A 12,410-nucleotide genomic window follows, 5' to 3' on the forward strand; every position below is an offset into this window, starting at 1 on the left:
TCTTTGAACCCTTAATTTCACATTATCAACTATGCGCGCATGTGTACCAGATAAATACGGTTAGTTTACTAGATGCGTTAAAAAGAAAGCTAAATAGCCAACTGGGGCATGGACATTGGAGTCTGTTGAGGCTTCTAAAATGGGTAAAAGCTATGGACATTGCATCACAATTTAATTGAATGATTTTTATGAAAATATTTAATGTCCATAAATAGCAATCTTTCCTTTAAGTTGATGAAGCGTTTGTCGATTTAACGGGTTTTCGCGAACTGGAAAAAACCGGGCGTGAGATCCGCGAACTGATCTTCAATCGCACGTTGCTGACGGTCGGTGTCGGCATTGCCCCCACCAAAACGCTGGCCAAGCTGGCGAACTATGCGGCCAAGAAATATCCCGGTACCAAAGGCGTGGTTGATCTCTCCTCGCCCGTTCGCCAGCGTAAATTGATGGAACACGTCCCGGTGGATGAAGTCTGGGGTGTCGGGCGGCGGCTGAGCAAAAGATTAACGGCGATGGGCGTGGATAACGCGCTAAAACTGGCGGACTGCGACCTGTGGTTTATTCGCAAAAACTTCAGCGTGGTGCTGGAGCGCACAGTACGCGAACTGCGCGGCGAATCTTGTCTGGAGTTTGAAGAGTATCCTCCGGCAAAACAGGAAATTATCAGCTCTCGCTCGTTTGGCAAACGCACCAGCGATTATCTCGAAGTGCGTGAAGGGATCTGCACCTGGGCGGCGCGTGCTGCCGAAAAAATGCGTCTGGAACATCAGTTCTGCCGCTATGTGTCCGCTTTTATTAAAAGCAGCCCTCACGATGAACACGAACCTTATTACAGCAACAGCAGCGGCATTCGCCTGCTGACGCCCACGCAAGACACCCGGGATATCATTACCGCAGCCACCCATTGTCTCAACGCTATCTGGAAACAAGGGCCGCGTTATCAGAAAGCCGGTGTGATGCTGGGGGATTTTTACAGCCAGGGCGTGGCCCAGCTCAATTTGTTCGACGACTTTGCCCCGCGAGCCAACAGCGAACAATTGATGGACGTTATCGATAAGCAAAACAAAAAAGGCAATAAATTGTGGTTTGTCAGCCAGGGCATTTCCCCGGGCTGGACCATGAAACGCTCGATGCTTTCCCCCGCATGGACCACCCGGCTGAGCGATGTTCCCCGCACGATTGACTAAAGCCGCCACGTGACATCACACGGCGAAACATATACGATTTATATATGTTTCATATACAGAGTATATCGTCATGGGTATTGTCAAAATCTCCGACCTGCTGCACGAGGACATTCGTGATGCCAGCAAAGCGATGTCGCGTTCGGTCAACGCGCAGGCTGAGTACTGGGTCCGCCTCGGCATGATGAGCGAGCTTTATCCGGAGCTGAACTACCACCAAATCAAAATGATGATGCTGAAATCAGGATCTGACCGCTTACTGGAGGTAATCAATGCCATCAATTCAAATTAAAACCGCAGACGAACTCGCTCGCCAGCGTCACGCCGGAGAGCTGCTGGCCTCGGTGTTTGCGATGCTGGATGAGAAAATTCAGCCGGGCATTACCACCATGGAAATCAATAACCTGGCGGAAGATTTTATCGTTAATACGCTGCAATCTCGCCCCGCCAGCAAAGGGCAATATGACTTCCCGTATGTGCTGAATACGTCGGTGAATGAGGTGGTTTGTCACGGCATTCCCAAAGAGACTGAGCATCTGCGTAGCGGCGCGATAGTGAACGTTGACATCACGCTGGAAAAAAACGGTCTGATTGCGGATTCCAGCAAAATGTACCTGATTGGCGACGTCTCGCCATTGGCTCGCCGGTTGGTGAAAAAAACCTATGAAGCGATGTGGAAAGGCATTAAAGCGGTGAAACCCGGCGCAACGCTGGGCGATATCGGCCATGCCATTCAGTCTTATGTCGAGAGCAATGGCTACAGCGTGGTACGGGAATATTGCGGACACGGAATAGGCACCGAGATGCACGAAGAACCGCAGATCCTCCATTACGGCAAACCCGGCGTGGGTGAAGTGCTGCGCGAAGGCATGGTGTTCACGATTGAGCCGATGGTCAATCAGGGCGACAGCAAAATCAAAACCAAAAAAGACGGCTGGACGGTAGTCACTCGCGACAAAAAATTGTCGGCGCAGTGGGAACACACCATTGCCGTCACCGCCGACGGTTTTGAAGTGCTGACGTTACGTGAAGGGGAAACGATCCCCGCTTAACATTGGGTTGCCTGGCGGCGCTACGCTTGCGCAGGCCTACAAAACCGGGTCATGTAGGCCCGGCAAGCTCGCGCCGCCGGGCAAAAAGGCGATGTCACGCATCCATCTCGTCAAAAACCTGCTGCGCCAGATGCAGCGTGGCGTTAGCGGCAGGCAGCCCGCAATACAGCGCCGAATGCATGATCAGCTCTTTGAGTTCATCACGCGTGACGCCATTATTGAACGCTGCACGCAGGTGCATTTTCAGTTCTGCTTCACGGTTCAAAGCTATCAGCATTGAGATGGTTATCAGGCTGCGAGTGTGGTGATCCAGCCCAGGGCGGGTCCAGGTTTCGCCCCACGCGTAGCGGGTAATGAAGTTTTGAAATTCTTCATTGAGCGGCGATAAATTATCTAACGTGCGATCGACGTGCGCATCGCCCAGCACTTTGCGGCGCACCGCCATACCTTGCTGATAACGGTCCTCGTCGTTCATTTACTGCCCCCGAAAATAAGTCAGCACCGCGGCGGTAAACGCGTCTGCGGCTTCTACATTGGAAAGGTGTGAGGCTGACAGCGTCACGCGCTGGCTGCCAGCAATTTGCTGATGCAGAAAATCGGCGTCGGCAACAGTTGTCACCGGATCGTGTTCCCCGGCGATAATCATCACCGGCGCTGTAATCGCGCTCACTTCAGTACGCAGGTCTGCTCCGGCCAACGCTTCACAACCTTCCGCATACCCTTCCGGGTCCATCTGCGCGAGTTGATGCACCAGCGGTTCAACGACTTCCGGGTAATGTTGACGGAAGCTGTGTGTAAACCAGCGATCGGCTGTTCCGGCGGCAACAACACCCATGCCTTCCTGACGCACGGCTCGTGCGCGTGAAAGCCAGCTTGCCTGGTCGCCAATTCGTGCGGCGGTGTTCGCCACCACCAAACCGTAAAATCGCTCCGGGGCAAAACGCGCCAGCCACAGACCAATCAGACCACCGACTGAAATCCCGCAAAAACAGGCTTTGTCGATATTCAGGTGATCGAGCAGCGCAATCACGTCTTCACCCAATTGGGCGAGCGTCACTTTGCCACGTTTACGGGTTTGTCCGTGACCGTGCATGTCGTAACGCAGCACGCGAAAGTGCGGCGTCAGCGCCTTAAGCTGTGGCTCCCACAGTGAGAGCGTGGTGCCCATGGAGTTTGAAAGCACCAGCACCGGCGCATCTTCTGGGCCATCAAGCTGATAGTGAAGCATCAGGATTTTGCTCCTTATAGCGCGTCAGAACCTGACGCACAAAGTGAGTGGCGCTGCCGGTGGCCCGTGAAGGGTCCAGCAACGTCTTGAGTTCGTTTGAGGTGAAATGGGTACTTACGCGTGGTTCGTTTTCCAATAATTCGAGCAGTGGACGCTTCTGATCCAGCGCCTGATGACAGAGCGTTTCGACCAGATGATGCGCGTCCTGTTTGCCGAGCGAGTCGGCCAGCGCCAGAGTGACCGCTTCCGCCATAATAAGGCCGTGAGTGATATCGAGGTCTGCCCGCATTTTCTGGCTGTCCACCTGCATACCACGGATCAGGTATTCGCTTTGGGTCAGCACACCACCTGCTAACGTCAGCAATTCCGGCAACACTTCCCATTCGGCCTGCCAGCCGCCCAGCGCCCTTTCGTGTTGTTGGATCTGGCTGGAATACAGCGTTGCCATCAGTCCAGGCATACGCTGAACGGCGGTCAGGATCGCCGCGCAGCTCACAGGATTGCGTTTGTGCGGCATTGCCGATGAGCCACCGCGCCCTGCCGCAACAGGTTCGCTGACTTCGGCAACTTCCGTTTGCATTAGCAGCGAGAAATCATTGGCGAATTTGCCCAGCGTGGCGCTCACACCCGCATACCAGTGCCCTGCTTCCAGCAACCGGTCGCGCTGACTGTGCCAGGGCGTATCCGCCTGCGTCAGATTCAATTCGTGCGCCAGTTGTTGCGCAACGTCCGGACCCTGTTCATGTAACGAAGCCAGCGTTCCTGCCGCACCGCCAAATTGTAGAACCAGCACTCGCGCACGCAGTTCATGCAGACGCACCTGCCAGCGCAATAAGGCGTCCAGCGTGCCCGCCAGTTTCAGTCCGAAAGTCACTGGCAGCGCGTGTTGCATCCAGGTGCGACCCGGCATCACCGTATCGCCATGTAGCGCTGTCTGTGCTGCCAGCGCAGATAGCAATCGGGTCAAAAGTTCATCGGTTTGATCCAGCGCCTCGCGTAGTTGCAGCACAAAACCAGTGTCGATAACATCCTGGCTGGTGGCTCCCCAGTGAACATATTTTGCTGCCTGAGGGTCTTGTTCTTTGACCTTGGCGGTGAGCTGTTTGACCAGTGGAATAGCCAGATTCCCTGCGTTCGCGGCGCTTTCTGCTAACGCAGGTAGATTGATATTTTGCACTTTGCAGGCTTGCTCAATGGCCGTCACTGAGGCTGCCGGGATAATGTCACACCGGGCCTGAGCACGCGCTAGCGCAGCTTCAAAATCGAGCATTCTCTGCACGGTTTGCTCGTCGCTGAAAATAGCCGTCAGTGCGCTCTCGCGCAGCAACGGCGTTAAGAGATCCATCCAGGCTCCTTAGACTCGTTCAATAATCAACGCGATCCCCTGACCCACGCCGATACACATAGTACAGAGCGCATAGCGTCCGCCCGTGCGTTTGAGTTGATAAGCCGCTGTCATCGCCAACCGGCCACCTGAAGCGCCAAGCGGATGCCCCAGGGCGATCGCCCCGCCATTAGGATTCACATGCGCCGCGTTATCCGGCAACCCCAGTGAACGCGTGACGGCCAGCGCCTGCGCCGCAAAGGCTTCATTCAGTTCAATCACGTCCATCTGATCCAGCGTCAGCCCGGTTTGCGCTAACACTTTGCGCACCGCAGGCGACGGACCAAACCCCATAATGCGAGGCGCAACGCCTGCCGTGGCAACCCCGACAACACGCGCCAGTGGCTGCAAATCATTTGAGATTAACGCCTGCTCGCTGGCTAACAGCAACGCACACGCGCCATCGTTCACGCCGGAGGCATTTCCGGCCGTGACGCTGCCGTCTGCGCGCACAACCCCTTTCAGTTTAGTCAGGGCTTCCAGCGACGTATTGCGAGGATGTTCATCTCGGGTGAAAGCCAGGGCTTCCCCTTTGCGCTGCGGAACACTGACGGCGATAAGTTCATCGTCAAACAGCCCTTTCTCCTGCGCTACAGCGGTACGCTGCTGGCTGCGAAGGGCAAACGCATCCTGGTCGGCACGGGAAATGCCAAATTCCTCGGCCACGTTTTCCGCCGTTTCAGGCATTGAATCAACACCATACAGCGCTTTCATCAGTGGGTTGATAAAACGCCAGCCGATGGTGGTGTCTTCCATTTTCATGCTGCGGCTAAATGCGCTTTCCGCCTTGCCCATCACGAAAGGCGCGCGCGACATGCTTTCAACGCCGCCTGCAATCATCAACTGTGTCTCGCCGCTTTTAATCGCTCGTGCCGCGATGCCGATAGCATCAAGACTTGAACCGCACAAACGGTTGACGGTGCTGCCCGGCACGGTGTCCGGCAATCCTGCCAGCAACAGCGCCATGCGAGCCACGTTGCGGTTATCTTCGCCCGCCTGATTAGCACAGCCGTAAATCACATCGTCGATGCGCGCCGGATCAAGACCTGGGTTACGCTCCAGCAGCGCTTTCAGCGGCAGCGCCGCTAAATCATCGGCACGAACACCGGAAAGCGTACCACCGAACCGACCGAACGGTGTGCGCACCGCATCGCAGATAAATGCCTGATTCATCATAATTCCTTATGCGCTTTCCGCCAGTTGGTTGAAGGTCAGCTTCACCGGAGTGATACGCTGTAACTCTTCAAAAGAGAGACCGTTGAACATTTCCCGCACGACCGGGCCGTTTGGCGTGATGTCGATAACTGCCAGGTCGGTATAGATACGGCTTACGCAGCCCACGCCGGTGAGCGGGTAAGTGCAGTGATCCACCAGTTTGCATTCACCGTCGCGGGTTAAATGGTCCATCATCACGAACACCTGGCGGGCACCAATCGCTAAATCCATCGCCCCGCCTACCGCCGGGATCGCATCTGGCGCACCCGTGCTCCAGTTCGCCAGGTCGCCGCGGGCAGAAACCTGGTACGCGCCCAGCACGCAGATATCAAGATGACCGCCACGCATCATGGTGAATGAATCACCGTGATGGAAAAAGCAGCCGCCTTCCAGCAACGTCACATACTCTTTTCCGGCGTTAATCAGTTCGGGATCTTCTTCTCCCGGCTGCGGTTTGGGCCCCATGCCCAGCAGGCCGTTTTCGCTGTGCAGGAAAATTTCTTTGTCGGCAGGCAGATAGTTCGCGATGCGGGTCGGCAGGCCGATGCCCAGATTCACGTACGCGCCTTCGGGAATGTCCTGCGCCACGCGTTTTGCCATGTCGTCACGAGTCAGTTTTTGCATGATTTTCTCCTCAGGCGCTTTGCGCGGCATTCAGGTTCGACAGCGAAAACACGCGCTGGACGAAAATCCCCGGCGTGACCACATTTTCCGGGTCAAGGCCGCCAAGCGGCACGATGTCCGAGACTTCTGCGATGGTGGTTTTCGCGGCGGTCGCCATAATCGGGCCAAAGTTACGCGCCGCTTTGCGATACACCAGATTGCCCCAGCGGTCAGCCTGGTGCGCTTTGATCAGCGCATAGTCGGCATGAATCGGGTATTCCAGCACATAGTGGCGACCGTCGATTTCACGCGTTTCTTTCCCTTCTGCCAGCGGCGTGCCGTAACCCGTCGGCGTAAAGACCGCCCCAAGCCCTGAACCCGCAGCCTGAATACGCGCCGCCAGATTGCCTTGCGGCACCAGTTCCAGCTCCACTTTTCCACGACGATAAAGGTCGTCAAAAATCTGCGAATCCACCTGACGCGGGAACGAGCAAATCATTTTGCGCACCCGCCCGGCTTTCAGCAGCGCCGCCAGCCCCACTTCGCCGTTGCCTGCATTGTTATTGATGATGGTGAGGTCGCGCGCACCCTGAGCAATCAGGGCATCAATCAGAAAAGTGGGTTGTCCAGCCGGGCCAAAGCCGCCAATCATGATGGTGGCGCCGTCGGGTATCCCGGCGATGGCCCGTTCCAGCGTCGGGACGCTTTTGTCGATCATCAGGTCGCTCCTTGTTGTGCGGTTATCGCACTTTTATGCGTTGTTCGCACAAAATGTGACCCGCTTAACGATGTCGGTCAAGGGCGATAATCGAAATATGGTGCGATTATCGAACATCCTGTATCTTTGCTTTCAAACTGTGATCGGAGGCAAAAACATGACCAAACATCCCGACGATCTCCTGAACGGAGAGAGCGATCCGTTTAAGGGCGATCCCAACTTTATGGCTTCGCTTGCACGAGGGCTGGAAGTGATTCAGGCGTTCACTCCGCAGCGCCCGGTCTTGTCGATTTCACAAATCAGCCAGAAAACCGGTATCCCGCGCGCGGCTGTACGTCGCTGCCTGTATACGCTGGGTAAGTTGGGGTTTGTGTATGCGGAGGACGGGAAAAACTTTCAGTTGCGCCCACGCATTTTGTCGCTGGGTCACGCCTGGCTGGCTTCGACACCGCTCGCCCGTTCAGCGCAACCGGTGCTGAAACATCTGAGCGAAATGCTGAATGAATCCTGCTCGATTGCGACCCTCGATGGCGACGATATTCTTTATATCGCCCGCGCCTCCAGTTCGCGAATCATGACTATCGATCTGGATATCGGCAGTCGTCTGCCTGCCTGGGCGACATCAATGGGACGTGTGTTGTTGAGCCACCAACCGGAAGAGAAACTGAACGATATGCTGGGGCGAGTGACGATGATTCGTTATACGCCGCAGACGGTGGATTCGGTGAGCAAGCTGCGGACGGAGCTGAAGCGCGTGCGTCAGCAAGGCTACGCGCTTAACGATCAGGAACTGGAGATGGGCTTGCGTTCACTGGCTGTGCCGCTGTTTAACCCACAAGGGCATAATGTTGCGGCGCTAAACGTTGGCGTGCATGCCGGGCAGATGTCGGCTCAGGAAATGATTGAGCGCGTGCTGCCGGAACTGCAAAAAGCGGCAAAAGAGCTGACGCTACTACTGCGCTAGCGGCTGCGTTTGGCGTGGCGTTCCCAGTTTTCCAGTTTGGCCTGTTCCGATTTTTTCAGCGCCACGTAACAAGCGCCGCTGCCGCCATGGTGCGGTAGCGCGCTACAGAACGCCTGCACGTCTTCAAATTCAGTCAGCCAACGCGCCAGATAGCTTCGGACAATGTTGGCGTGGGAATTATCGGCTTTGCCCTTCCCATGAATGATCAGCACATTACGCAGCCCATCCTGGTGCGCCTGACGGATGAAGGCAAACAGCATCTGACGGCACTGCTCAACAGGCTGACGAAGAAGCGTCAGGCTCGCTTGCTGGCTGTATTTGCCCAGCCGGAGCTTATCAAGCACCCCGTTTTGCAAGCCCTCCCGCTTATATTCCAGCGGCGTGCCCAGCGGCACGATATCGAGAAACCCCGTTGTGAGGAAGTTGTCGAGTTGCAGCGTATCGATCTGCTTTGGCGCTTTGCTATTCCGATGGGGCTGCCAGTGCACATCAACAGGCTGTTTCAGGGGCTGGACATCCTCCATGGCGTCAAGAAACAGCGATTTGTCGTCAGGGTTCATCTTCACCTCCTCCCGCTACTGCGACTACTGAAAACGTACTATAGCCGCGCCCTGCCTCGCGCTCAATGCGTTTTGGCTTCCCAGAAAACAGGTTGCTGAAAGAATATATCACTGCCTGTTTTTTGACCTTTCAGCGAATTAAAAGAGTTAACCGGCACTTAACTAAAATTAATGGCAGATAACATGAAACAGTGATGTTAAAAATTCGTGAAATCTATCACCTAAAAGTGCTGGTAATTAATTATAAAGTCGCTATAACTGTATTACCTGCATGGGGGAGTAAAATGCGGGACGACGTTACGGAAATATTGCTGTGTATACTGCGGGATCTGGCGGATGTCGACAGATCCTGTTTTTTTATTCGCAAAAAACAATCACTACTGAAATAATTACTCTGCCCGTGTTTCTTTCCCTTTCAGCATTTTCAACACTGCAACTTTTCTAATGAATGCCTTTGAAAAACATAACAAAGACTACTGCAGCTCACACCAACAGCCTGAAGGCTCTGACGCACCGTTAACAGACCCCACGCAAGCGACAGTGAACTTAATTACATAACTCATATGAAATATATTCACTAAAAATATAATTAACCGCAGCACGTTATTAATCCGGCGGTTTACCCCGAGAATATATCATCACCGCTTCCTGGCACTCATTATTGAAAATGCTCTGCCGCGACTGAAAGAGCAGGAATAATGATGGTAACAGTAAGAATTAAAAATTATTGTTCGGCGATCAGTCCATTATTCTCGCCACTTTTGTCGCTCTAACTTTACACTTTTGTAACAGCCCCGCCCTCAACGCAAAGCGCGAACAAGCCAGCAAGATACTGGTTAAGTGAACAGCGGTGGCGTGATATCTTGTCAGCCTTCCCACTGTAATAAAGGAACCGTAATGCTGACACTGCTGGAAGACAAAATTACCACCCCACTCGGCCCCTTGTGGCTCCTGTGCGACGAACAATTCCGTCTGCGCGCCGTCGAGTGGGAAGAACACAGCGACAGAATGGTGCAATTGCTGGAGCTTCATTATCGCAGCGAAGGTTATCAGCGCGTCGCGGCGAGCAATCCAGACGGCCTGAGTGACAAGATGAAAGCTTATTTTGAAGGCGATCTCAGCGTGATTGATACGTTGCCGAGTGAAACCGGCGGCACGCCTTTTCAGCGTGAAGTCTGGAAGGCACTGCGCACCATTCCTTGCGGACAGGTGATGCATTACGGTCAGCTTGCGCAACTGCTTGGTCGCCCAGGTGCCGCCCGTGCAGTTGGCGCGGCAAATGGCTCGAATCCGGTCAGCGTGGTGGTTCCCTGTCACCGTGTTATCGGCAGCAATGGCACCATGACTGGTTATGCCGGAGGCGTGCAGCGAAAAGAGTGGCTGCTGCGCCACGAAGGCTACCTTTTGCTTTGATGATCCGTGCCTTAATAGAAACTTTAGGTAATTTTACGCCCAAAGCATCCCTCATTTAATCGTGCAATATCAGCCTGATAGGAGTAATACTTCATTTCCCTTGCTAATATTGCGTGATTCGAGTTTTCGAGACTTACTTGCTCACCAAAAAGATGTTAAAATTGACCAATATCAATTAAAGCTCGAGCATATCTATGATCCCGGAAAAGCGAATTATACGACGCATTCAGTCTGGCGGTTGTGCTATCCACTGCCAGGATTGCAGCATCAGCCAGCTCTGTATCCCGTTCACGCTGAATGAGCATGAGCTTGATCAGCTTGATAATATTATCGAGCGTAAAAAGCCGATTCAGAAAGGCCAGACCCTGTTCAAAGCAGGCGATGAGCTGAAATCTCTGTATGCCATTCGCTCCGGTACGATCAAGAGCTATACCATCACTGAACAAGGCGACGAGCAGATCACCGGCTTCCATTTGGCGGGCGATTTAGTCGGCTTTGATGCCATCGGCACGGGTCATCACCCGAGCTTTGCGCAAGCGCTGGAAACCTCCATGGTCTGTGAAATCCCGTTCGAAACGCTGGATGACCTCTCCGGCAAGATGCCCAATCTGCGTCAGCAGATGATGCGTCTGATGAGCGGCGAAATTAAAGGCGACCAGGACATGATCCTGCTGCTGTCGAAGAAAAACGCGGAAGAGCGCCTGGCAGCGTTTATCTATAACCTCTCCCGCCGTTTTGCACAGCGCGGTTTCTCGCCTCGTGAATTCCGTCTGACCATGACGCGTGGTGATATCGGTAACTACCTCGGCCTGACGGTAGAAACCATCAGCCGTCTGCTGGGTCGTTTCCAGAAAAGCGGCATGCTGGCAGTAAAAGGCAAATACATCACCATCGAAAACAGCGATGCACTGTCTGTTCTCGCAGGCCAGGCCCGCAACGTCGCCTGACCCCTGCTCTTTCCTTCCGCCAGGTCGCTAAATTTTTGTGATTTATTGATCTGGCGAAGGTTATCCCCTGTTTCAATCACTCCGGATGGGTTATCTTTTATTTACAGACTGTGGTGACAGTTGTAAGGAGACCCTGTATGGCAAAGTATCAAAATATGCTGGTAGCCATCGATCCTAACCAGGACGATCAACCCGCATTGCGGCGCGCAGTTTACCTTCATCAAAGGATTGGTGGATCGATTAAAGCCTTTTTGCCGATCTATGATTTTTCCTACGAGATGACCACTCTTCTGTCGCCTGACGAACGCACTGCGATGCGTCAGGGCGTCATTAGCCAGCGGACCGCGTGGATCCGCGAACAGGCCAAGTTTTACATTGAAGCGGGCGTGCCGATTGACATTAAAGTCGTGTGGCATAACCGTCCTTTCGAAGCGATTATCCAGGAAGTGATGAGCGGCGGGCACGATTTGCTGCTGAAGATGGCCCACCAGCACGACAAACTGGAAGCCGTGATTTTCACCCCGACTGACTGGCATCTGCTGCGTAAATGCCCTTGCCCGGTATGGATGGTCAAAGACCAGCCGTGGCCGGAAGGCGGCAAAGCGATAGTGGCCGTGAATCTTGCCAGCGAAGAGGAGTATCACAATGCCCTCAACGATAAACTGGTTCGTGAAACCATCCAGTTAGCAGAGCAAATCAACCATACCGAAGTGCATCTGGTTGGCGCTTATCCGGTCACTCCGATCAACATTGCGATTGAGCTCCCTGATTTTGACCCGAGCGTGTACAACGACGCGATCCGCGGCCAGCACCTGCTGGCGATGAAAGCGCTGCGTCAGAAATACAGCATCAGCGAAAACATGACCCATGTGGAAAAAGGCCTGCCAGAAGAAGTCATTCCGGATATCGCCGAACATCTGCAAGCGGGGATTGTGGTGCTGGGTACTGTGGGGCGCACCGGGCTGTCGGCGGCATTCCTCGGCAATACTGCGGAACAGGTTATCGACCACCTGCGCTGCGACCTGCTGGCGCTGAAACCCGATCAGTACCAGACGCCGGTTGAGCTGGACGACGAAGAAGACGATTGATTAGCGTATAAAACAACAAAGCCCGCCGAGGAAGCCCGGCGGGCTTTTTTTTAC

Annotated in this window: 13 protein-coding genes and 1 pseudogene; 7 read left to right on the top strand and 7 right to left on the bottom strand. The window is 54.1% G+C overall.

Features of this window, described 5'->3' with window-relative positions; all coding sequences use genetic code 11:
- Positions 1-230: 230 nt before the first annotated feature.
- From umuC to map, 3 genes and pseudogenes are all read left to right on the top strand, one after another.
- A pseudogene (gene umuC / locus ACI2I2_RS02055) lies at positions 231-1,187 on the top strand (translesion error-prone DNA polymerase V subunit UmuC); the annotation flags it as partial.
- A 70-nt stretch (positions 1,188-1,257) separates the two neighbouring features.
- On the top strand, positions 1,258-1,476 hold the full coding sequence (locus ACI2I2_RS02060; RefSeq protein WP_404656375.1) for a ParD-like family protein: 219 nt from the start codon (positions 1,258-1,260) through the stop codon (positions 1,474-1,476).
- A complete protein-coding gene (gene map, locus ACI2I2_RS02065; RefSeq protein WP_404656376.1) occupies positions 1,457-2,236 on the top strand; it encodes a type I methionyl aminopeptidase in 780 nt (259 codons plus the stop codon). Before ACI2I2_RS02060 ends, map begins: the two co-directional genes overlap by 20 nt.
- Before the next feature lie 94 nt (positions 2,237-2,330).
- Here the strand turns inward: map and pcaC are convergent, their stop codons facing one another.
- Genes pcaC through ACI2I2_RS02095 form a run of 6 tightly spaced genes read right to left on the bottom strand, consistent with a single transcriptional unit; the run spans position 2,331 to position 7,384 of the window.
- On the bottom strand, positions 2,331-2,711 hold the full coding sequence (gene pcaC, locus ACI2I2_RS02070) for a 4-carboxymuconolactone decarboxylase (RefSeq protein ID WP_404656377.1): 381 nt from the start codon (positions 2,709-2,711) through the stop codon (positions 2,331-2,333).
- On the bottom strand, positions 2,712-3,467 hold the full coding sequence (gene pcaD / locus ACI2I2_RS02075; protein WP_404656483.1) for a 3-oxoadipate enol-lactonase: 756 nt from the start codon (positions 3,465-3,467) through the stop codon (positions 2,712-2,714).
- Positions 3,445-4,809 (bottom strand): 3-carboxy-cis,cis-muconate cycloisomerase, encoded by a 1,365-nt coding sequence (locus ACI2I2_RS02080; RefSeq protein WP_404656378.1) that lies wholly within the window; start codon positions 4,807-4,809, stop codon positions 3,445-3,447. Before ACI2I2_RS02080 ends, pcaD begins: the two co-directional genes overlap by 23 nt.
- Before the next feature lie 9 nt (positions 4,810-4,818).
- Positions 4,819-6,021, bottom strand: coding sequence for a 3-oxoadipyl-CoA thiolase (gene pcaF, locus ACI2I2_RS02085; protein ID WP_404656379.1), 1,203 nt, complete (start codon positions 6,019-6,021; stop codon positions 4,819-4,821).
- A gap of 9 nt (positions 6,022-6,030) precedes the next feature.
- Entirely contained in the window at positions 6,031-6,687 is a 657-nt protein-coding gene (locus tag ACI2I2_RS02090) for a 3-oxoacid CoA-transferase subunit B (RefSeq protein ID WP_404656380.1), read from the bottom strand.
- A gap of 10 nt (positions 6,688-6,697) precedes the next feature.
- Positions 6,698-7,384 (bottom strand): 3-oxoacid CoA-transferase subunit A, encoded by a 687-nt coding sequence (locus ACI2I2_RS02095; protein ID WP_404656381.1) that lies wholly within the window; start codon positions 7,382-7,384, stop codon positions 6,698-6,700.
- 157 nt (positions 7,385-7,541) lie between these two features.
- On the opposite strand from ACI2I2_RS02095, the gene ACI2I2_RS02100 reads away from it, so the two are divergent.
- Complete coding sequence (locus ACI2I2_RS02100) at positions 7,542-8,348, top strand: IclR family transcriptional regulator C-terminal domain-containing protein (protein WP_404656382.1); 807 nt, start codon at positions 7,542-7,544, stop codon at positions 8,346-8,348.
- On the opposite strand, the gene smrA is transcribed toward ACI2I2_RS02100, so the two are convergent.
- Entirely contained in the window at positions 8,345-8,908 is a 564-nt protein-coding gene (smrA, locus tag ACI2I2_RS02105; RefSeq protein ID WP_404656383.1) for a DNA endonuclease SmrA, read from the bottom strand. The two genes, ACI2I2_RS02100 and smrA, sit on opposite strands and share 4 nt — an antisense overlap.
- Before the next feature lie 897 nt (positions 8,909-9,805).
- Here smrA and ogt point away from each other — a divergent pair.
- The 3 genes from ogt to uspE all read left to right on the top strand — a co-directional run bounded on the left by ogt (position 9,806) and on the right by uspE (position 12,356).
- Positions 9,806-10,321 (top strand): methylated-DNA--[protein]-cysteine S-methyltransferase, encoded by a 516-nt coding sequence (gene ogt, locus ACI2I2_RS02110; RefSeq protein WP_404656384.1) that lies wholly within the window; start codon positions 9,806-9,808, stop codon positions 10,319-10,321.
- Positions 10,322-10,515: 194 nt separating this feature from the next.
- The gene (gene fnr, locus ACI2I2_RS02115) at positions 10,516-11,268 is read left to right on the top strand and encodes a fumarate/nitrate reduction transcriptional regulator Fnr (RefSeq protein WP_138097328.1); all 753 of its coding nucleotides are present in this window, start codon (positions 10,516-10,518) and stop codon (positions 11,266-11,268) included.
- Between the two features lie 137 nt (positions 11,269-11,405).
- Positions 11,406-12,356 (top strand): universal stress protein UspE, encoded by a 951-nt coding sequence (gene uspE / locus ACI2I2_RS02120; protein WP_404656385.1) that lies wholly within the window; start codon positions 11,406-11,408, stop codon positions 12,354-12,356.
- Positions 12,357-12,410 lie beyond the last annotated feature (54 nt).

It is taken from the genome of Scandinavium sp. NPDC088450 (assembly GCF_044900545.1).
Lineage (GTDB): Bacteria > Pseudomonadota > Gammaproteobacteria > Enterobacterales > Enterobacteriaceae > Scandinavium.